This window comes from Zoogloea sp. GW822-FHT05C07 (assembly GCF_058800215.1).
Genome location: NZ_CM179510.1, coordinates 1,756,275 through 1,775,122, shown reverse-complemented (window position 1 = coordinate 1,775,122; position 18,848 = coordinate 1,756,275). Strand labels below are relative to the sequence as shown.

Annotated in this window: 21 protein-coding genes; 5 read left to right on the top strand and 16 right to left on the bottom strand. The window is 67.5% G+C overall.

Annotation, left to right across the window (positions count from 1 at the left end):
• Positions 1-4 precede the first annotated feature (4 nt).
• The 3 genes from AC3QL2_RS08450 to AC3QL2_RS08440 are packed head-to-tail and all read left to right on the top strand — an operon-like array spanning position 5 to position 3,725.
• Positions 5-1,015, top strand: coding sequence for an MraY family glycosyltransferase (locus AC3QL2_RS08450; protein ID WP_493234627.1), 1,011 nt, complete (start codon positions 5-7; stop codon positions 1,013-1,015).
• An 8-nt stretch (positions 1,016-1,023) separates the two neighbouring features.
• Complete coding sequence (locus tag AC3QL2_RS08445) at positions 1,024-2,889, top strand: polysaccharide biosynthesis protein (RefSeq protein ID WP_493234628.1); 1,866 nt, start codon at positions 1,024-1,026, stop codon at positions 2,887-2,889.
• A 2-nt stretch (positions 2,890-2,891) separates the two neighbouring features.
• The gene (locus AC3QL2_RS08440) at positions 2,892-3,725 is read left to right on the top strand and encodes a symmetrical bis(5'-nucleosyl)-tetraphosphatase (RefSeq protein ID WP_493234630.1); all 834 of its coding nucleotides are present in this window, start codon (positions 2,892-2,894) and stop codon (positions 3,723-3,725) included.
• Positions 3,726-3,729: 4 nt separating this feature from the next.
• On the opposite strand, the gene AC3QL2_RS08435 is transcribed toward AC3QL2_RS08440, so the two are convergent.
• The 11 genes from AC3QL2_RS08435 to AC3QL2_RS08385 all read right to left on the bottom strand — a co-directional run bounded on the left by AC3QL2_RS08435 (position 3,730) and on the right by AC3QL2_RS08385 (position 13,002).
• Positions 3,730-4,308, bottom strand: a complete 579-nt coding sequence (locus tag AC3QL2_RS08435) for a lysophospholipid acyltransferase family protein (protein ID WP_493234632.1) — start codon at positions 4,306-4,308, stop codon at positions 3,730-3,732.
• A 170-nt stretch (positions 4,309-4,478) separates the two neighbouring features.
• The gene (locus AC3QL2_RS08430) at positions 4,479-5,252 is read right to left on the bottom strand and encodes a GNAT family N-acetyltransferase (RefSeq protein ID WP_493234634.1); all 774 of its coding nucleotides are present in this window, start codon (positions 5,250-5,252) and stop codon (positions 4,479-4,481) included.
• Between the two features lie 149 nt (positions 5,253-5,401).
• Positions 5,402-5,860 carry an outer membrane lipoprotein gene (locus AC3QL2_RS08425; protein WP_493234635.1) on the bottom strand — a complete coding sequence of 153 codons (459 nt, stop codon included), beginning with the start codon at positions 5,858-5,860 and terminating at the stop codon, positions 5,402-5,404.
• A gap of 11 nt (positions 5,861-5,871) precedes the next feature.
• Positions 5,872-6,807, bottom strand: coding sequence for a carbohydrate kinase family protein (locus tag AC3QL2_RS08420; protein ID WP_493234637.1), 936 nt, complete (start codon positions 6,805-6,807; stop codon positions 5,872-5,874).
• 100 nt (positions 6,808-6,907) lie between these two features.
• Positions 6,908-8,386 carry a DUF3426 domain-containing protein gene (locus tag AC3QL2_RS08415; RefSeq protein ID WP_493234639.1) on the bottom strand — a complete coding sequence of 493 codons (1,479 nt, stop codon included), beginning with the start codon at positions 8,384-8,386 and terminating at the stop codon, positions 6,908-6,910.
• Positions 8,383-9,285, bottom strand: a complete 903-nt coding sequence (prmA, locus tag AC3QL2_RS08410) for a 50S ribosomal protein L11 methyltransferase (RefSeq protein ID WP_493234640.1) — start codon at positions 9,283-9,285, stop codon at positions 8,383-8,385. Before prmA ends, AC3QL2_RS08415 begins: the two co-directional genes overlap by 4 nt.
• Before the next feature lie 83 nt (positions 9,286-9,368).
• Complete coding sequence (gene accC, locus AC3QL2_RS08405) at positions 9,369-10,730, bottom strand: acetyl-CoA carboxylase biotin carboxylase subunit (RefSeq protein ID WP_493234786.1); 1,362 nt, start codon at positions 10,728-10,730, stop codon at positions 9,369-9,371.
• 9 nt (positions 10,731-10,739) lie between these two features.
• Complete coding sequence (gene accB / locus AC3QL2_RS08400; protein WP_493234642.1) at positions 10,740-11,198, bottom strand: acetyl-CoA carboxylase biotin carboxyl carrier protein; 459 nt, start codon at positions 11,196-11,198, stop codon at positions 10,740-10,742.
• Positions 11,199-11,260: 62 nt separating this feature from the next.
• Complete coding sequence (gene aroQ / locus AC3QL2_RS08395) at positions 11,261-11,758, bottom strand: type II 3-dehydroquinate dehydratase (protein WP_481119878.1); 498 nt, start codon at positions 11,756-11,758, stop codon at positions 11,261-11,263.
• Positions 11,759-11,818: 60 nt separating this feature from the next.
• The gene (locus tag AC3QL2_RS08390; RefSeq protein WP_493234643.1) at positions 11,819-12,379 is read right to left on the bottom strand and encodes a TlpA family protein disulfide reductase; all 561 of its coding nucleotides are present in this window, start codon (positions 12,377-12,379) and stop codon (positions 11,819-11,821) included.
• A complete protein-coding gene (locus AC3QL2_RS08385; protein WP_493234645.1) occupies positions 12,376-13,002 on the bottom strand; it encodes a hypothetical protein in 627 nt (208 codons plus the stop codon). Before AC3QL2_RS08385 ends, AC3QL2_RS08390 begins: the two co-directional genes overlap by 4 nt.
• An 86-nt stretch (positions 13,003-13,088) precedes the next feature.
• On the opposite strand from AC3QL2_RS08385, the gene mpl reads away from it, so the two are divergent.
• Positions 13,089-14,435 carry a UDP-N-acetylmuramate:L-alanyl-gamma-D-glutamyl-meso-diaminopimelate ligase gene (gene mpl / locus AC3QL2_RS08380; RefSeq protein WP_493234646.1) on the top strand — a complete coding sequence of 449 codons (1,347 nt, stop codon included), beginning with the start codon at positions 13,089-13,091 and terminating at the stop codon, positions 14,433-14,435.
• Between the two features lie 48 nt (positions 14,436-14,483).
• Here mpl and AC3QL2_RS08375 read toward each other — a convergent pair whose 3' ends face one another.
• From AC3QL2_RS08375 to AC3QL2_RS08360, 4 genes are read right to left on the bottom strand one after another with little or no spacing between them, the layout of a single operon-like run.
• Positions 14,484-15,545 (bottom strand): COX15/CtaA family protein, encoded by a 1,062-nt coding sequence (locus AC3QL2_RS08375; RefSeq protein ID WP_493234648.1) that lies wholly within the window; start codon positions 15,543-15,545, stop codon positions 14,484-14,486.
• Positions 15,542-16,441, bottom strand: a complete 900-nt coding sequence (gene cyoE / locus AC3QL2_RS08370) for a heme o synthase (RefSeq protein ID WP_493234650.1) — start codon at positions 16,439-16,441, stop codon at positions 15,542-15,544. The genes AC3QL2_RS08375 and cyoE overlap by 4 nt, the downstream gene beginning before the upstream one ends.
• Before the next feature lie 24 nt (positions 16,442-16,465).
• Entirely contained in the window at positions 16,466-17,020 is a 555-nt protein-coding gene (locus tag AC3QL2_RS08365; RefSeq protein ID WP_493234651.1) for a redox-active disulfide-containing membrane protein, read from the bottom strand.
• Positions 17,020-17,754, bottom strand: a complete 735-nt coding sequence (locus AC3QL2_RS08360; RefSeq protein ID WP_493234652.1) for an SURF1 family protein — start codon at positions 17,752-17,754, stop codon at positions 17,020-17,022. Before AC3QL2_RS08360 ends, AC3QL2_RS08365 begins: the two co-directional genes overlap by 1 nt.
• A gap of 28 nt (positions 17,755-17,782) precedes the next feature.
• Between AC3QL2_RS08360 and AC3QL2_RS08355 the strand changes: the two genes are divergently transcribed.
• The gene (locus AC3QL2_RS08355) at positions 17,783-17,977 is read left to right on the top strand and encodes a twin transmembrane helix small protein (RefSeq protein WP_493234653.1); all 195 of its coding nucleotides are present in this window, start codon (positions 17,783-17,785) and stop codon (positions 17,975-17,977) included.
• Here the strand turns inward: AC3QL2_RS08355 and AC3QL2_RS08350 are convergent.
• Positions 17,974-18,846, bottom strand: coding sequence for a cytochrome c oxidase subunit 3 (locus AC3QL2_RS08350; RefSeq protein WP_493234654.1), 873 nt, complete (start codon positions 18,844-18,846; stop codon positions 17,974-17,976). The two genes, AC3QL2_RS08355 and AC3QL2_RS08350, sit on opposite strands and share 4 nt — an antisense overlap.
• Positions 18,847-18,848: the final 2 nt, after the last annotated feature.

The following is an 18,848-nucleotide window of genomic DNA, read 5'->3' as shown; positions in this document are numbered from 1 at the left end:
AAGCATGTCCGATACATTGCGCTGGCTGGCCGTGCCCATGGCATGGTTGGCGGCTTGGCTGGCCACGCGGGCGTGCTGCCACCCCGCGAGCCGGCTGTATTTTCTCGATCATCCGAACGAGCGCTCCCTGCATTCGCAGCCCATTCCGCGCACCGGCGGTGTCGGCGTGATGGCCGGCAGCCTGGTCGGCGTGGGGCTGACCGCGGCCTCCGGCTGGCTGCCGCACAACGTGCTGCTGGCCTTCGGCGGCGCCGTTGCGCTGGCCCTGCTCGGGCTGTTCGACGATCGCCACACCCTGCCGGCGCGCCTGCGTTTTCTCGTGCAGGTGCTGGTGGCCGCCAGCTTCCTGTACGGAGCAGGCCTTTCGCCGGGCTGGGCGATGGGCGCCCTGTTGCTGGTGTCCCTGGTGTGGCTGGCCAATCTCTACAACTTCATGGACGGCTCCGACGGGTTGGCCGGCGGCATGGCCCTGTTCGGCTTCTCCGCTTATGCGGTGGCGGCCTTTCTGGGCGGGCGCTTCGGCCTGGCGCTGGCGAGCGCCTCCATCGCCGCCGGGGCGGCGGGCTTCTTGCTGTTCAATTTTCATCCGGCGCGCATCTTCATGGGCGACGTGGGGTCGGTACCCCTCGGTTTCCTGGCAGGAGCCCTCGGCCTCGCAGGGTGGGGCGGCGGAGCGTGGCCGTTGTGGTTCCCGCTGCTGGTCTTCGCGCCCTTCGTGCTGGATGCCACCGTTACCTTGCTGCGTCGTGCGCTGCGCGGCGAGAAGGTCTGGCAGGCCCATCGCAGCCATTACTACCAGCGCATGGTGCGGATGGGCCTGGGACACCGGGGCACGGCCCTGCGGGCGTATGCATTGATGCTTGGAACGGGGGGTTCGGCGGTGCTGATCCTGCCCTCAGGGTTTTCGCTGCAGTGCATCACGCTTACAATGTGGATCATCGTTTTTTTGGCGGTAGGCGTGTGGGTTGACCACCGTTGGCGGCGTTTCGACGCTGCAACGGCTGCCAAGTCTTGAAGGAAGTCATGTCCCGGTCATTGCTGGTATTCCTGTCGGACCTGTTCGGGGTTGCACTGACGTGGTGGCTGGCCTACCTGGTCCGCTTCAATACCGACATTCCCGCCGATTTCATGCCGGCCTTCGGCGTGGCGCTGCCCATCGTGCTGCTGTTGCAGGGCGTACTTTTGCGGACCTTCGGCCTGTATCGGGGGATCTGGGTGTTCGCCAGCCTGCCCGACCTGCTGCGCATCCTGAGGGCGGTGGGCGTCGCCACCCTGGTGACACCGCTGGTGCTGGTCGTCGCGGTGCGTTACTACCCCACTGTGCCGCGCCTGATCTACATCCTGCAGCCCCTGTTGCTGATCATGTACATGGGGGGGACGCGGGCCCTCTACCGTACCTGGAAGGAGTTCCGGCTGTACGGCGCGCTGCGCGCCCAGGGTCAGCCGGTCATCGTGATGGGCGCCGGCGAGGCCGCGGTCGGGTTGATCCGGGAGCTGTCGCGGTCGTCCGAGTGGCGGGTCGTCGGTCTGCTCGACAAGACGGGCGAGAGCGAAGGGCGGGAGATCTACGGCTGCAAGGTGCTGGGCGCCTTCTCCGATCTGGCGCGGGTGGCGGCGGAGCACCGTGTCGGCCACGCCATCATCGCGCTGCCCCAGGAGCGCCACGAGCTGCGTCGCAGTGTGACGAGCATCTGCGTGCGGGCCGGCGTCAAGGCCCTGACGGTGCCGGCCATCGAGGACGTGATGCTGGGGCGCGTGAAGGTCGGGGATGTCCGCCAGGTGGATGTGGAAGACCTGCTGGGGCGCGATCCGGTGCGCATCCATGCGGCGGAGGTCAAGGAGTACCTGCGCGGCAAGACGGTGATGGTGACCGGCGCCGGTGGCTCCATCGGTTCTGAACTGTGCCGCCAGATCGCCCGTTTCGAGCCGTCTGTGCTGGTCTGCTTCGAGCTGTCGGAATTTGCGCTGTACCGCCTGTGCGAGGAGTTCCACACCTATTTCCCGAACGTGCAGCTGGTGCCGCTGGCCGGCGACGTGAAGGACGCTGTCCGCGTCGACGAGGTGCTCAAGCGTTACCGTCCGCATGTGATCTTCCATGCCGCGGCCTACAAGCATGTGCCCCTGATGGAAGAGGACAACGCCTGGCAGGCGGTGCGCAACAACGCGCTGGGTACCTGGCAGGTGGCGCGCAGCGCGGTGGCCTTCGGCATTCCGCGTTTCGTGCTGGTGTCCACCGACAAGGCGGTCAATCCCGTCAACGTGATGGGCGCCACCAAGCGCCTGGCCGAGCAGGTGTGCCAGGCCCTGGCGGCCCATGGGAGCACGCAGTTCGAGATCGTGCGTTTCGGCAATGTGCTCGGCAGCGCGGGCAGCGTGATTCCCAAGTTCCAGGAGCAGATTGCCGTCGGTGGGCCGGTGACGGTGACCCATCCGGAGATCACCCGCTATTTCATGTCGATCCCCGAGGCGGCCCAGCTGGTGCTGCAGGCAGGCTCGATGGGCAAGGGCGGCGAGATCTTCGTGCTCGACATGGGTGAGCCGGTGAAGATCGCCGAACTGGCGCAGGACATGATCCGCCTGTCCGGGCGCAGCGCGGACGAGATTCGCATCGTCTTTACCGGCCTGCGCCCCGGCGAGAAGCTCTACGAAGAGGTCCTCGCCGATGCCGAGGAAACCCGCGCCACGCATCATCCGAAACTGCGCATTGCGCGGGCGCTGGCGGTCGAGGAGGGCTGGCTCGATGCGCTGCTGCTGTGGCTGCGTCAGCGCCGCCCGGTGGATGGCCCCGAGGTGCGCCGCGAGCTGCGCCGCTGGGTGCCCGAATACACGCCGGCCAATATCACGGCGCCGCATCTGCGGCCGGTGACGCAGGCCGCCGGAAGGCATTGAAAATGGCAACTTACGCAATCGGCGACATCCAGGGCTGCTTCCAGTCCCTCACCGCGCTGCTCAACCGTGTGTCCTTCGATCCCGCCCACGACCGCCTGTGGCTGGTCGGTGATTTGGTGAACCGCGGGCCGGATTCCCTGCACACCCTGCGCTTCGTGCGCGACCTGGGGCCTGCGGCGGTCACCGTGCTGGGCAACCATGACCTGTACCTGCTGATGGTGGCCTACGGGGCGATCCGCAACCGCGGCAAGGATGACACCATCCAGGCCGTGCTCGACGCGCCGGATCGGGAGGCACTGCTGGGCTGGCTGCGCACGCGGCCGCTGATGCACGTCGAGAACGGTTTTGCGATGGTCCATGCCGGCCTGCTGCCGGGCTGGACGGTGGAGCAGGCGCGGGCCCTGGCCCGGGAGGTCGAGGGGGCGCTGGCCGGGCCTTACCATTCGGACCTGCTGCATAACATGTGGGGCAGCGAACCCGCCGCGTGGAGCGACGATCTGCGCGATTACGAGCGCATGCGGGTGATCGTCAATGCGATGACACGCATGCGCTTCTGCACGGCAGATGGCGTGATGGACTTCAAGGTCAAGGGCGAGGTGACCAAGGCCCCGAAGGGCTACCTGCCCTGGTTCGAGGTGGCGGGGCGGAAGAGCGCCGATAGCACCGTCGTCTTCGGCCATTGGTCGGCGCTCGGGTTGCGCGTCGAGCCCAATCTGATGGCGCTGGACTCCGGCTGTCTGTGGGGGCGCGAGCTGACCGCTGTGCGGCTGGAAGACCGGGCGGTCTTCCAGGTGGCCTGTCCGGGCCTGGCCCACGGCAAGCCCAAACCCTCCTGAACGTTCAGTCGGCGATGCGCGCGGCGATGCGATCCCGCGCCGCGTGGGCGATGGCCTTGCGGTCCGGCAGTTCGCCGGGCTGGATGACCGGTGCCACGCGTATGCGGGCGATGATTTCCGGTTCCGCGATGATCGCCTTGATGCTGTCGAGCAGGCTGAGGTCGCCGTCGTAGGCCGGGGAGCGGGTGTAGCGTCCGTCCGGCAGGCGATAGGCGATGGCCAGCGGCTGGATCGGTGCGCCGGCTTCGATGGCCGGCTGCAGCAGAGCCGCATGGAAACCCAGCACGTGGCTGCCGTCGGTAGTGGTGCCTTCCGGGAAGATCGCCACGTGGCGGCCACGGCTGAGCAGGCCGCCGATTTCTCCATTCACGATCTTGGCGTGGCCGCGGCTGCCGCGGCGCAGGAAGACCGTGTCGTTCTTCGCTGCGAGCCAGCCGATCAGCGGCCACTGGCGGACTTCCGCCTTGGACACGAAGGCGGCTGGATAGGCCGCGTTGATCACGAAGACATCGAGCCACGACACATGGTTGGCGACCAGCAGGCTGCCGGGCACGACGAAGGGCTCGTCGGTCTGCAGGCGCACGCCCAGCGTGCCCAGCAGGCGCGCCGACCAGCGCTGGCGTTGGCGCAGGCGCTTGTGTGCGGACAGGAAGGGGAAGGCAAACGCCGCCAGTAACAGGCCTTGCAGCAGGTGGACTGTCAGGTGGGCGGCGCGAGCGATGCGGATCGGGCGAGGAGTGGGGCTGGCGGGTTTCAGTCCTTGCGTCCCATGAAGTGTTTGGCGTAGCGGGCGTCGAGCCGGGAGACCGGCAGCAGGATCGGCAGATCGGCCGTGTTGAAGTCCGGATCCCAGGCCGGATCGCCGCAGATCCACGCGCCGGCACGCAGGTAGCCCTTGATCAGCGGCGGCGTGTCGGCGTCGAGATCCTGGCGCAGGGCCTGGATCGGCAGCGGCGTGCGGGGGAAGACCCGGTATTCGAGCGGGCACAGATGCTCGTCCTTGAGGCGATTATACAGGCTGGCTGCGGCATGCCCGCCGTCGGCCATGCTGATCGACGCGCAGCCGATCAGGTAGTCGTGGTTGTTCTCGAGCATGTAGCGGGCGAGGCCGGCCCACAGCAGCGTGATGACGGCGCCGGAGCGGTAGTCAGGATCGATGCAGGAACGGCCGATTTCCACCATGCGGCCGCGCAGGTGGCGCAGGCGGGTCAGGTCGAATTCGCTCTCGGAATAATAGTTGCCGACTTCACGGGCGGCGGACGGCGACAGGATGCGGTAGGTGCCGACGATGCGGCCGGCGTCCTCGTCGCGCACGATCAGGTGGTCGCAGAAGGCGTCATACAGGTCGCGATCGACGCCCGGCGTGCGGCTCGACAGGCGGGCGCCCATTTCTTCGGCGAACACGCGGTAGCGCAGCTTCTGGGCTTCCAGAATCTCGGTGGAGCAGCTGGCCAGCCCGACGTGCAGGTTGCGACCGGGGCGCTGGGCGACGTGTTGTTCCTTGTGCAGCATTGACGGAATCCTCATTGGGTTTCCGCGCATTGTGAAAATGCTGCATTGCGGCGCCGTGAAGAGGGCGTTACGGACGTGTGACCGGATCCTGAATCCGGGCACTTCTCCGCGTGGTTCCCATTCCGTGGGGGTGAATGTGATCAATCCCACGGAATGGAATGGGGTCAGCGGCTGACGCGGGTGTTGCGGCCGTCCTGCAGCAGGCGCACGCGCTCACCGGGCTTGAAGTTCTCGCCGCCGTCCTCCTGCACGATGGCCAGCAGTTCGCCGTTGTCCATCTTGAGGGTGACTTCGACGCCCTGCTGGCGGGTCAGGCCTTCCTCCGCCGCCGAGCCGGCCAGGCCGCCGGCCACCGCGCCGACGACGGCGGCAATGGCCGAGCCCTTGCCGCCACCGACCGTGCTACCGGCCACGCCGCCGATTGCGGCGCCGGCAACCGTTCCGACGGGAGACTTGGTGCCTTCGAGCTTCACCGGTCGGACGCTTTCGATGACGCCCATGCGCACGCTCATCACGCGCCGGGCTTCGGTCCGTTCATAGTCACCACCACCGAGGCCGGAGGCGCAGCCGGCCAGGTTGATTGCGGCCAGCAGGGCGAGGGTCAGGCTGAGGATTCGCATCATGTGTCCTTTTTTCACCACAGGGTTGAGCCGAAAGCCGCGCGATAGGCGTCGGCGATTTCGTCGCGACTGGGCGCGTGATTTTGCCCGCCGCGGCAGGCGATCTTGAGGGCGCCCATCAGCGAAGCCAGACGCCCGGTCTGTTCCCACTCCATGCCCTGTTCGATGCCGTACAGCAGGCCTGCCCGGTAGGCATCGCCGCAGCCGGTGGGGTCCTCGAGGGCGGTGGCGCGGGCGCAGGGGATCTCGATGCGGCGACCGCCGGTGTAGATCTCGGAGCCTTCGCCGCCACGGGTCACGACCAGCGCCTTGACTTCGCCGGCCAGGGCTTCGAGGCTGCGTCCGGTGCGCTCACTGAGCAGGCGCGCCTCGTAATCGTTGACCGTGCAGTAGTCGGCCAGTTGCAGGCAGGCCAGCAACTCTTCGCCGTTGAACATCGGCAGGCCCTGGCCGGGATCGAAGACGAAGGGGATGCCGGCTTCTGCGAACTGGCGGGAATGCTCCAGCATGCCGTCGCGGCCGTCGGGGGCAACGATGCCCAGCGTGACGCCGCGGGTGTGCTCCACCTTGTTGAGGTGGGAATGGACCATGGCGCCGGGGTGGAAGGCGGTGATCTGGTTGTCGTCCAGGTCGGTTGTGATGAAGGCCTGGGCCGTGTAGGTGCCGGGGACGAGGGTCACGTGGGCGCGGGACAGCTCAAGGCGTTCCAGGCGTTCCAGGTAGGGGCCGGCGTCGTCGCCGACGGTGGCCATGATCAGCGGATCGCCGCCGAGCAGCTTGAGGTTGTAGGCGATGTTGCCGGCGCAGCCGCCGAATTCCCGGCGCATCTCGGGCACCAGGAAGGAGACGTTCAGGATGTGGATCTGCTCGGGCAGGATGTGATTCTTGAAGTGGTCCTGGAAGACCATGATCGAATCGAAGGCGATGGAACCGCAGATGAGCGTGGACATGGCGTCGGGAGAAAGTGGCGAAATGATTATGGGGTACCGGCCCGGCAGGCCGGCGCGGGCGAATGCTGCCGGATATTATCTTGCGCCGCCGGCCGGGCGTTCAGGGGTAGAACGCGTATACCCGGTAACCGGCGGCGGCTACGCCGGGCGCGTCGAAGCGGACCCGGGCGGGCACTTCCTTGCGGGCCGGGAAGGCGTCCTGCGGCATGTCGGCGGGCAGCCATTGCTTGGGCTCCAGAACGCGGCGCACCAGCGCCTTGTCGCGGGCGTCGGTGAGGGTGATTTCCAGGTGCGGCCAGGCCTGCGCGAATTCGGCGCGGTTGCGCAGCGTGGCATGCAGCGTGAAGGAGGCTTCGCGGTTGGCATCCGGCTGGATGTCGGAGCTTTCGATGGTGATCGACGCGGATTCGCGCGGCAGCGGCAGCTCGCAGCCCATGCCGGCGCAGATGCTCTCCATGAAGAGCCGCATCTGCGGGGACGACTGGGCGATGTCGCTACGGAACACCAGCACGCCCTGGGCCAGCAGGGCCAGCAGCAGCAGCGTGGCACCGGCTGCCCAGGCCGCCTGTTGCAGCGCGGTGGGGCCGGCGGGCTCGGAGGTTTCTTCCAGAAGGTCGTCCTGCTCATCCGGCTCGTCTGCTGCACCGATGCCGATGACGGGTTCCGCTGCGGTCTCGATCGGTAGTCCGAGCACGGGCTCGGGCTCTGCGGTCGGGGCCGCGGGGATGTCCCGGTCCAACGTCTGCAAGGGTGTGCCCGGGGTGTCGTCAACGACCTTCTTGTGCAGTAGCGAGTCGAAGTCGAGGGGGCCGTCCTCGATCAGCGCTGCGTCGGGCGGACGCGTCAGGTCGAGCTCGGAGGCATCCGGCCAATCGGGCTTGAAAGAAAAGGGGGCGGCGGCGGCGGTGTTGTCGTCGGCGTGATCTGGTGCCGGGAGGTCGTCGTCCAGCGGATCCTCGTCCAGCACGTCCTCGCTCGGGGGGGCATCCTCGCTTGGAGCGGCCGCTGCCGGGGGCTTGGCGGCGCCCGGCCAGGTATCGAACGCGTCGAAGTCGATTTCGCCGCTGGGTTCGATGCGCTCATCCACGATGTCCGGCAGGGCCGGGGCCGGGGCCGGCGCGGGTGCGTGCTGTTCGTCGGCTTCGTCGAGAGCGATGAAGGCCAGGTCATCCGCAAAGGCCTCCGGGGTGGCTGCGGGCGCTGCAACCGGAGGCGCGGGCGTTTCGTCCGCGGCGATGTCGTCGGGGGCAGCTTCGTCGTCGTCCGGCTGTTCCACAAGGGCGACGACATCCTCGTGCTCCGGCGCGTCGTCGAGTGCATCGTCGTCGGTACTGGCCGGGGCTTCGGGCGGCTTCTCCTGCAGGACGAACAGGGGCGTGTCAGATGCCGCGACGACCGCTGTCGTGGCGGGCGTGGCCGACGGCAGGTCGTCGGCCAGCGCTTCTTCCTCGACCTGGTTTTCCAGAGCGTTGAAGGCGTGCTGGCACTGGCCGCAGCGTACCCGCCCTTGCCGGGCATTCAATTGCTCGGGGCGCACCCGGAAGGTGGTTGAGCACGCCGGGCAGCGCGCGAGGATCATGACTGCGCCGCAGCCGGCCGGTCGCCCTCGAGGCGGACCCAGCCGTCCAGGGTGGCTCCCACGCGCAGGGCGATGAAGGGCGCGTAGGCTTCGATGACGTCACCGGCCTGGGCTTCCAGCACGCCGGACAGCGCCAGCTTGCCGCCGGGCGCGACGCGGGCGGCGAGCAGCGGGGCCAGCATCTTGAGCGGATTGGTCAGGATGTTGGCGACGACCCGCTCAAAGGTGCCGTCGAGGGGTTTGGCAGACACCTGCAGGTGCAGGCTGACGCCGTTGTTGGCGGCATTGTCGGCGGCGGTTTCGACGGCCTTTTCGTCAATATCCACGCCGGTGACATCACCTGCGCCCAGCTTGGCGGCGGCGATCGCGAGGATGCCGGAGCCGCAGCCGTAGTCGAGGACGCTGACGCCCGCCGGAATCTCCGCGGTCAGCCATTCGAGGCACAGGCGAGTCGTGGGATGCGAGCCCGTGCCGAAGGCCATGCCCGGATCGAGCACCAGATTGATCGCGTCCGCGTCCGGGGATTCGTGCCACGACGGCACGATCCACAGTTTGTCGGTGATGCGGATCGGGTCGAACTGGCTCTGGGTGAGCTGCACCCAGTTCTGTTCTTCGACTTCTTCGATGGTAAACGGCGGCACGGCGTCGAGCCCGACCGCCGCGGATGCGGTGGCCAGCGCCGCCGCCAGGTCGGTGTCGGTGTCGAACAGGGCGACGACACGGCTGTGGTCCCACAGGCTGGCCGGGTGCATGCCCGGCTCGCCGAATTGGGGCTTTTCCGCGTCGGTGCCGGCGTCGGCGTCGTCGATGCTGACCGACAGCGCGCCATGCTCCATCAGCGCTTCGGACAGGGCTTCGGCGCGCGTCGCGTCAGCCTGCAGGATGACTGAGATCCACATTCAGGCCTCCCGTTGGGCCGCCCCGAGGGAGGCCTGGGCCCCCTTGGGGGGCAAGGAATGAAATGAGTGGGGGCGCACCATCATCAGTTCTTGCTGACTTCGTTACGGCCCGCCAGCTTGTGCTCCAGATAGTGGATGCTGGTGCCGCCTTCAACGAAGCGGGCGTCGAGCATCAGTTCCTGGTGCAGCGGGATGTTGGTCTTGATGCCTTCGACCAGCATTTCCGACAGCGCGATGCGCATGCGGCGGATCGCCTGATCGCGGGTGTCGCCGAAGGCGATCAGCTTGCCGATCATCGAGTCGTAGTGCTGCGGCACGGTGTAGCCGTTGTACACGTGGGAATCGACGCGGATGCCGGGGCCGCCGGGAACGTGCCAGTTGCTGATCTTGCCGGGACAGGGCGTGAACTTGAACGGATCTTCGGCGTTGATGCGGCATTCGATCGCATGGCCGCGGAATTCGATGTCCTTCTGCCGGTAGTTGAGCTTCTGGCCGGCAGCAACGCGGATCTGTTCCTGCACGATGTCCACGCCGGTGATCAGCTCGGTGACCGGATGTTCGACCTGCACGCGGGTGTTCATCTCGATGAAGTAGAACTCGCCGTTTTCGTACAGGAACTCGAAGGTGCCGGCGCCGCGGTAGCCGATCTTGCGGCAGGCTTCGGCGCAGCGCTCGCCGATGCGGGTGATGTGGCGGCGCTCGATGCCCGGTGCCGGGGCTTCCTCGATGACCTTCTGGTGGCGGCGCTGCATGGAGCAATCGCGCTCGCCCAGGTAGATCGCGTTGCCGTGCTGGTCGGCCAGCACCTGGATTTCCACGTGGCGTGGGTTCTCCAGGAACTTTTCCATGTACACGGTCGAGTTGCCGAAGAACGCGCCGGCCTCGGAGCGGGTGGTCGTGACGGCGTTGAGCAGAGCGGCCTCGGTGTGCACCACGCGCATGCCGCGACCGCCGCCACCGCCGGCGGCCTTGATGATCACCGGGTAGCCGATGGCGCGGGCGATCTTGACGATCTCCTTCGGGTCTTCGGGCAGTGCGCCGTCGGAGCCGGGTACGCAGGGCACGCCGGCGGCCTTCATGGCGTCCTTGGCGGAAACCTTGTCGCCCATCAGGCGGATGGTTTCGGCGCGCGGGCCGATGAAGACGAAGCCGGACTGCTCGACCCGCTCGGCGAAGTCGGCGTTCTCGGACAGGAAGCCGTAGCCCGGGTGGATGGCTTCCGCGTCGGTGACTTCGGCGGCGGAAATCAGTGCAGGGATGTTGAGGTAGCTGAGGGCCGACGAGGCCGGCCCGATGCACACGGATTCGTCGGCCAGCTTGACGTACTTGGCCTCGGCGTCCGGCTCGGAGTGGACCGCGACGGTCTTGATGCCCAGCTCACGGCAGGCACGCAGCACACGCAGCGCGATCTCGCCACGGTTGGCGATCAGGATCTTTTCGAACATCGCCATGATTTAGCCGATGACGAAGAGGGGTTCGCCGTACTCGACCGGTTCGCCGTTCTCGACGAGGATGGCCTTGACGGTGCCGCTCACTTCAGCCTCGATCTCGTTCATCAGCTTCATGGCTTCGATGATGCACAGCACGTCACCGGCGGAGACGCTCTGGCCGACCTCCATGAGGGGCTTGGCGCCCGGTGCGCTGGCGCGGTAGAAGGTGCCGACCATCGGCGACTTGACCACGTTGCCGTCCGGCAGCGCCGGTTCGGCAGCGGCGGCGGGGGCCGCCGGCGCGGCGACGGGGGCGCTGACAGCGACCGGGGCTGCAACGGGGGCGGCCATGTAGCTGACCGGCGCGGGGCCCGAGGCGTGTTTGGCGATGCGAACCTTCTCTTCGCCTTCGGTGACTTCCAGCTCGGAGATGCCGGACTCCTGGACCAGGTCGATCAATTTCTTGAGCTTGCGAAGATCCATAGTATTCCCCTTGATATATGTGAAGCGGCCGGCAGCAAGGCCGGCCCGCCGATGTCTTGTGTTTAGGCGCGAGCTGCGCGCAGACGGGCGAGGGCGAATTCGAGGGCGAGTTGATAGCCCTGGGCGCCCAGCCCGCAGATCACTCCCACAGCCTTGTCGGAGAAGTAGGAGTGATGGCGGAACGGCTCGCGGGCGTGGATGTTCGACAGGTGTACTTCGACGTACGGGATGGCGACGCCTGCAAGGGCGTCCCGCAGTGCGACGCTGGTGTGCGTGTACCCGGCCGGATTGATGATGATGAAATCGACGGCTTCGCTTTCCGCCGCCTGCACGCGGTCGATCAGCTCGCCCTCGTGGTTGCTCTGGAAGGACTCCAGCAGCACGCCGTCGGCCTTGGCCCGGCTCTCCATCGCTGCATGGATGTCGGCGAGGGTCGTCAGCCCGTAGATGCCGGGTTCCCGGCGACCGAGCAGATTGAGGTTGGGGCCATGCAAAACGAGAATCCGCGGCTGCGGGAGGTTCTCGTCAGTGGCTTCCTGGGTGCTGGTTTTGCGCGTCATGAGTGCAAGTTTGCCGTAATTACGCGCAAGTTGTCCACCGCGCGGCCCCTGCCGTATGCGTCAGGACTTGCTCAGTTCGGCGAGTTTGCGGTCCAGTTCCTGTTCGGACAATTCACCCAGTTTGATCAGGCTGATGTTGCCGCTGCGATCGATGACCAGTGTGAAGGGCAGGCCCTGGGCGCTGTTGCCGAGTTCCTCGGTCAATTGGACTAGGGACGGATCGCCGATCACCAGCGGGTAGTCCACTGCCTGCTTGGCCTGAAAGCCGGCGACGTTCTTGGCAGTGTCGATGCTGACACCGACAAATTGAACGCCTTTGCCAGCGTATTTGCGACTCAGCGCCGAAAATGCCGGAATTTCCTTGCGGCATGGCGGGCACCAGGTCGCCCAGAAGTTGACCACCAGCACCTTGCCCTTCCAGGCCGAGAACGGCTGCTGGGTGCCCTTGGCGTCAGGCAGGTCGAGGGCCAGCAGCTTGCCGAGGGCGGTGCGCTGGGTCTGGGACAGGTTGGTTGCCGGCGCCGCCGCGTTGGCGTTCGTCGCGTAGGACGTATACAGGCCGGCGCCGGCGGAGGCCAGCGCGACGGCGGTGACGAGGGCGAGGGTGGTGCTGCGACTCATGGATGGATGGGGGCTTCGGCCGGTGTTTCGTTGACGAGAGCTTCGACGACGGACAGGCGCGCGCGTTCCATCTGGCGTGCGCCGTGGCCGCCGCGGCGGCTCAGGCGCTCCACGTCGGGGGAGTAGATGCGCAGCTTGAACGGGATGTCGTCCCAGTCGAAGACCAGGATCGCCTCCGGGCCGTCGGGCTGGTTGCGGCGCGGCTCACGATGCTCGTAGGCGACGTTGTTGTTGAGGAAGAAGATCTCCACTTCCTTGGCGCTCTCGGGAAAGAGATCGATTTCCACTTCCGAGTAGCGCCCGGCGGTGCCTTCCAGCACCGGCCCGGTGAGGTAGGGGCGGAAGGCTTCCAGTTCGCGCATCACCTCGATGGCCGCCGAGCGCATCACGTGCTGGCGCTCGAGGTGCTCTTCGTCCTGGAAAACAGCGAGATAAGTGCGGACTTCGGCCTCGATCTCCGCATTGTTGGGCAGTTCGTCTGCGGCCAGGGCGCCGAGCTGGCGCGCGGCCTTGCGTTTGGCGAAGCCGTAATCGCTGATGCCGTCTTCGGCGATCATGCGGGCCGCCAGAGCGGCGATTTCACGGCGCAGGTTGCTGCGGTGTGGAACGGCAGGGCGCGGCATGGAAGGTCGAAGCTCCCCGTTCGATTAGAATAGGTCCCATTTTACACACGACTGTTGCGGCACTGTTTCTGTCGCTTAGACGAATAATGCACATACACATTCTCGGCATCTGCGGAACCTTCATGGGCGGCGTGGCCCTCCTCGCGCGGGCTGCCGGCCATACGGTGACGGGCTGCGATGCCAACGTCTATCCGCCTATGAGTACCCAGCTCGAAGAGCAGGGCATCCGCCTCGTCGAAGGCTACGGCGTCGAACAGCTGGACATGGAGCCCGACGTGTTCGTCGTCGGCAACGCGATTTCCCGCGGCAACCCGCTGCTGGAGGAGATCCTCGACAAGGGCCTGCCCTATGTGTCCGGCCCCCAGTGGCTGGCCGAGAACGTGCTGCAGGGGCGCTGGGTGCTGGGCGTCGCCGGCACCCACGGCAAGACCACGACCACCTCGCTGCTGGCGTGGATCCTCGAGGATGCGGGTCTCGATCCGGGGTTCCTGGTCGGTGGTGTGCCGAAGAACTTCGGCCTGTCGGCGCGGCTGACCGAGTCGCCGTTCTTCGTCATCGAAGCGGACGAATACGACACGGCTTTCTGCGACAAGCGCTCCAAGTTCGTCCATTACCGCCCGCGGACACTGATCCTGAACAACCTGGAGTTCGATCACGCGGACATCTTCGCCGATCTGGCCGCCATCGAGACGCAGTTCCACCACCTGGTGCGCACCGTGCCGCGGCTCGGCCGCATCGTCGCCAACGCCGCCGAGGAGTCGTTGCCGCGGGTCATGCAGCGCGGCTGCTGGTCTGAGCTCGAATGGTTCAACGACGCAGCCGGCTGGTCGGTGGCGGAGGGTGCCAGCGAGGACGAGGTGGTGATCCGCCACCTGGGCAAGGAGATCGGCCGCCGCCGGCTGCCGCTGTCCGGCCGCCACAACCGGGCCAATGCGCTGGCGGCGATCGCCGCGGCGCGGCATGTAGGCGTTACGCCGGACGTGGCGCTGGATGCGCTGAGCCGCTTCGAGGGGGTCAAGCGCCGCCTCGAATTGCGCGGCACGGTGCGCGGCGTGGCGGTGTACGACGATTTCGCCCATCACCCAACCGCCATCACGCTGACCGTCGAAGGCCTGCGCCGCCAGGTTGGTGATGCGCGCATCCTTGCGGTGCTGGAGCCGCGCTCCAACACCATGAAGCTCGGCGTCATGAAGGACCAGCTGCCGGCCAGCCTGGCCCAGGCCGACAAGGTCTTCTGCTATGCCGCCAACCTGGGCTGGGACGCCCGTGGGGCGCTGGCACCGATCGCCGGCAAGACGCTGGTCGAAGATGATCTCGATGCGCTGGTGGCCGCTATCGTCGCCGAAGCCCGCGACGGCGACCGAATCCTGGTCATGAGCAACGGCGGTTTCGGCGGCATCCACGGCAAGCTGCTGGCTGCCCTCGGGCAGTAAGCTGCCGGATGGATTGAGCGCTGGGGTGAGTACATTCACCCCGGTAATTCAGCGTGCCGATTCGGCGCTCAGCTTTTCAAAACGCCGCGGAAAGCCCGCTGCTGGTTGCCGGTGGCGGGCTTTTGTCTTCTGGAACAGGGGCAGGGCCACGGCCAGCGTGATGCACAGCAGCAGTGCAGCTCCGGTGTTGTGGGCGACGGCCAGCGGAAGCGGCAGTTGCAGCAGCACGTTGGCGATACCCAGTCCGATCTGCAGGCCCAGCGCAGCGAGCAGCGCGACGCCTGCCACGCGCTTGTGCCTGCGGGCCAGCAGGCGCAGGCCGAGGCTGCCGGCGACCAGTAGCACCACACCGGCGAACAGGCGGTGGGTCCAGTGGATGGCGGTCAGGGCGGCGGCAGGCAGCAGGGCGCCGCTGGCGGTGATGCCCAGCTCACGGTCCAGCGTGAAGGCGTGGTGGAAATCCAGCGCTGGGTCGAAGCTGCCCTGGCAGGTCGGAAAATCCGGGCAGATGGCCGCCGCGTAGTTGCTGCTGACCCAGCCACCGAGGGCGATCTGAACGACGACGGCGACGAGCACGATGGCCGCGTGGGCCTGCAGGCCGGCGCCGATGCCCGGAGTCGGACGGAAAACGCGGCTTTCCCGCAGAACGAGGGCCGCCAGCAGCGCCAGAGTCGTCATGCCGCCGAGCAGGTGGCTGGTGACGATCACCGGTTTAAGCAACTGGGTGACGGTCAGCATGCCGAGGGTGGCCTGCACCAGCACCACGGCGAGCAGGGCCAGTTCGAGCGTTGGCTTGCGCCGGGCGCGGTGCCGCCAGCCGAGCACCGCCAGGCCGGCGATGCACAGGCCCAGGGTGCCGGCGGCGTAGCGGTGGATCATCTCCTTCCAGGCTTTGCCGGCTTCCACGCGCTGGCCGAAGGCCGCTTCGGCGGTGCTCACTTCATGGGCATGTTCGGGGACGCCGACCAGCTGGCCGTAGCAGCCGGGCCAGTCCGGGCAGCCGAGGCCGGCGTCCGACAGGCGCACCCAGGCGCCGAGGGACACCACCACGAGGGCGAGCAGGAAGGCGACGACAGCGAGGGTGCGCCGGCCGGACGGGCGCGCCCTCATGCCAGCCGGTCCAGGAACAGGGCCGCGAACAGGCCGGTGAGGTAGATCAGCGAATAGCGGAAGGCGTGCCGCGCACGGTCGTCCGAGTAATCGCGCCACAGGATCCAGGCCTCCCGCAGGTAGCCCAGGTTGAGCAGGCTGACCAGCGCCATATAGACGCCGCCGGACAGGCCCAGCGTGCAGGGCAGGTAGGACACGGCCGCCAGCAGCACGGTGTACAGCAGGATGTGCAGGCAAGTCAGCGGCACGCCGTGGCTGACCGGCAGCATCGGCAGCCCGGCACGGGCGTATTCCTCGCGCCGGTAGCAGGCCAGCGCCCAGAAGTGGGGCGGTGTCCACAGGAAGATGATGAGGAACAGGGCCAGTGCCGGCAGGCCGATGCTATCCGTCATCGCTGCCCAGCCGAGCACCGGCGGCATCGCGCCGGACGCGCCGCCGATGACGATGTTCATCGGCGTGGCCGGTTTCAGGATCACGGTGTAGACGATGGCGTAGCCGAGGAAGGTGGCGAGGGTCAGCCACATGGTCAGCGGATTGACCGCCATGTGCAGCAGCCACAGGCCGGAGCCGCCGGTCAGGCAGGCCAGGCCGAGGGTTTCGGTGGGGCTGATCAGCCCCAGCGGCAGCGGGCGGCCGCGGGTGCGGGCCATACGGGCATCGATGGTCCGCTCGACCAGGCAGTTGATCGCCGCGGCGGCGCCAGCCACAAGGGCGATGCCGACGGTGGCGGCGAGCATCAGGCCGGCTGGCGGCCAGCCGGGTACGGCGAGGAACATGCCGATCAGTGCGGTGAACACGATCAGGCTGTTCACCCGCGGCTTGCACTGGGTCAGGAAGGCGCCCAGGCGCAGGCCGAGGGGAGCGGGTGCGGCGGTGCTGCGGAGGGTCGTCGGCATGGCGGGGATCTCCGGGGTTGTGTGTCAGCCGGCCCACGCATAGCGGAGCAGGCGTTCCATATCCTTGAGGATGCCGCGCGGGTCGGCATCGGGGGCATAGCGCAGGATGATCTTGCCGAGCGGATCCACCACGTACACGCGGTGGCCGTGGCCATCCAGGTCGAAAGCCGCGCGGGCAGCGGCGTTGCGCGCTACGGCAGCATGCAGGTCGGGCTGCAGGGCGTGCAGCGGGGCGATGTCGGGCGCCGTCTGGTCGGACAGCCAGGTGCGCTGGACCCGCGGCATCTGCTTGTAGAGGGCGACGTGGATCTGGCGGGTGGCGACGATCCAGTTGCGGCAGGCGGCGTCGCAGGGGCCGGGGCCGGCCACCACCAGGCTCCAGTGACCGTCGAAGTCCTGTTCGCCGAGGGGCTGGCCGGCGGCGTCGGCCAGCGGCGGCAGCGTGCGCGGCGGTGACAGCAGTTCGCCGTGGTTGCCGGGCTGCTCCGGGTGCCAGCCCCAGGCATACAGGCCAGCGCCGATGGCGAAGGGCATCAGCAGCAGGGCCAGGATCAGCAGCAGCGGGCGGTAGCGGCGCATCAGCGGCGCCTCCAGCCGAGGGCCAGCCAGATCAGCGTTGCGGAGGCCGCGAAGCCGTACCACTGGTAGGCGTAGGACAGGTGGCGTTCGAGGCGCTCGTCCGGGCGCGGCCAGTCACGCACGAAGCCGGCTGGTGCGGCGGCGTCCAGTTGCACGACCACCGGCTGCACCGGCCACGGGACGAGCCGGACGAAGCGCGCCAGGTCGAGGTTCTGCCAGACCGGCTGCCAGGCACCGTCGTTGTCGCTCCCGCCCAGCGTGAAGAAGCGGGTGCCCGGTATGACGGCGGTGCCGCGCAGTTCCAGCGGGCCGCTGGGCGTATCCACCGCGGGAATGTCGGTGTGGCGGGCGGAAGCCGGAATCCAGCCGCGGTTCACCAGCACGCGCATGTTGCCGCCGTCGATGTGGAAGGGCGTGATCACGTGGTAGCCGGCCTGTTCCCGATGGATGCGGTTATCGACGAGGAACTGGCGTTCGGTCTCGAAGCGGCCGCGGATCAGCACCGGCCGCGAGCGCAGGCTGTCGGCGTCGGCCGGCGTGTTGCCAAGGCTCACCGGTGCGTCGGCGCTGCGCTGGTCGAGCAGGGCCTGGGCGGCCTGCTTGCGTTCGGCCTTGCCGTACTGCCAGTTGCCGAGCTGGAGGCAGCCTGCGGCGACGGCCAGCGCGAGCAGGCCGCCCCACACCGAGGGGCGAAAGCGGCGGCCGCTTGTGATGGCCCGGACGCCGGCGCACAATCGGCGAACCGGGTTCGGGGAGCGGGCTGTGGCATTCAAGTTGGCCGTGGTGTTCATGCTGTTGCTGGTGGTCGGCAGCCTTTTTTCGGGCCTGTTCTTCCTTTATCGCGACAGGGGTAACGGCGACCGGGTTGTGCGGGCGCTCACCTTGCGCGTCTCCCTCTCCCTTGTGCTCTTTCTCGGCTTGCTGCTGGCCTGGCATTTCGGCGCCGCGGGGCGCTAGAGCCAATAGACCACGACGAACAGCAGCAGCCACACCACATCCACGAAGTGCCAGTACCAGGCCACCGCCTCGAAGGCGAAGTGGCGCTTGGCGTCGAAGTGTCCGGCGAGACAGCGGCCGGTGACGACGGCCAGCATGATCGCGCCGAGCGTCACGTGGAAACCGTGGAAGCCGGTCAGCATGAAAAACGTGGCGCCATACACGCCGGCGCCCATCGTCAGGCCCATTTCGGTGTAGGCATGGTGGTATTCGTAGGCCTGAAAGCAGAGGAAGATCACGCCCAGCAGCACGGTGAGGATCAGGCCCAGGTTGAGCTGGCTGCGGGAGCCCTTCATCAGCCCCCAGTGGGCAAAGGTCAGCGTGACGCCGGAGCTCAGCAGCAGCGCGGTGTTGATCGCCGGGATGCCCCACGCGCCCATCGGCGTGAAGGGGGCGCCCTTCGGGCCGGCAGTCGGCCAGGCGGCGGTGAAGTCCTTGTACAGCGTGAAGGCCGGGTCCATGTGGGCGAGGGCCGGCACTGAGATGTTGCGGCAGTAGAACAGCGCGCCGAAGAAGGCCGCGAAGAACATCACCTCCGAGCCGATGAACCACACCATCCCCTGGCGGAAGGACTTGTCCTCCCAGTCGGTGTAGGCGCCGCGCTGATTTTCGGTGATCACCGCGCCGAACCACTTGAACAGCACGAAGATGATCACCGCCGAACCTCCAGCCATCACCCAGGGTCCCGGCGCGAACTTGTTCATCAGCAGGATGAAGCCCAGCGCCAGCAGGAACATGCCGCCGGACAGGAAGACCGGGTAGAGGGTCGGCTGCGGCACATAGTAGTGGCCGGTGTGGGGCGCGGCGGAGTTGGCGTGCGAGGCGTTCAAGG

Coding starts and splice junctions, on each gene's coding strand:
- AC3QL2_RS08420 (WP_493234637.1), bottom strand. CDS start 6,807: ATGTCCACGCTCATCTGCGGTTCCATCGCCTTCGATTCGATCATGGTC.
- accB (WP_493234642.1), bottom strand. CDS start 11,198: ATGGATCTTCGCAAGCTCAAGAAATTGATCGACCTGGTCCAGGAGTCC.
- AC3QL2_RS08440 (WP_493234630.1), top strand. CDS start 2,892: ATGGCAACTTACGCAATCGGCGACATCCAGGGCTGCTTCCAGTCCCTC.
- AC3QL2_RS08390 (WP_493234643.1), bottom strand. CDS start 12,379: ATGAGTCGCAGCACCACCCTCGCCCTCGTCACCGCCGTCGCGCTGGCC.
- mpl (WP_493234646.1), top strand. CDS start 13,089: ATGCACATACACATTCTCGGCATCTGCGGAACCTTCATGGGCGGCGTG.
- AC3QL2_RS08385 (WP_493234645.1), bottom strand. CDS start 13,002: ATGCCGCGCCCTGCCGTTCCACACCGCAGCAACCTGCGCCGTGAAATC.
- AC3QL2_RS08375 (WP_493234648.1), bottom strand. CDS start 15,545: ATGAGGGCGCGCCCGTCCGGCCGGCGCACCCTCGCTGTCGTCGCCTTC.
- AC3QL2_RS08450 (WP_493234627.1), top strand. CDS start 5: ATGTCCGATACATTGCGCTGGCTGGCCGTGCCCATGGCATGGTTGGCG.
- accC (WP_493234786.1), bottom strand. CDS start 10,730: ATGTTCGAAAAGATCCTGATCGCCAACCGTGGCGAGATCGCGCTGCGT.
- AC3QL2_RS08365 (WP_493234651.1), bottom strand. CDS start 17,020: ATGCGCCGCTACCGCCCGCTGCTGCTGATCCTGGCCCTGCTGCTGATG.
- aroQ (WP_481119878.1), bottom strand. CDS start 11,758: ATGACGCGCAAAACCAGCACCCAGGAAGCCACTGACGAGAACCTCCCG.
- AC3QL2_RS08425 (WP_493234635.1), bottom strand. CDS start 5,860: ATGATGCGAATCCTCAGCCTGACCCTCGCCCTGCTGGCCGCAATCAAC.
- cyoE (WP_493234650.1), bottom strand. CDS start 16,441: ATGCCGACGACCCTCCGCAGCACCGCCGCACCCGCTCCCCTCGGCCTG.
- AC3QL2_RS08445 (WP_493234628.1), top strand. CDS start 1,024: ATGTCCCGGTCATTGCTGGTATTCCTGTCGGACCTGTTCGGGGTTGCA.
- AC3QL2_RS08430 (WP_493234634.1), bottom strand. CDS start 5,252: ATGAGGATTCCGTCAATGCTGCACAAGGAACAACACGTCGCCCAGCGC.
- prmA (WP_493234640.1), bottom strand. CDS start 9,285: ATGTGGATCTCAGTCATCCTGCAGGCTGACGCGACGCGCGCCGAAGCC.
- AC3QL2_RS08415 (WP_493234639.1), bottom strand. CDS start 8,386: ATGATCCTCGCGCGCTGCCCGGCGTGCTCAACCACCTTCCGGGTGCGC.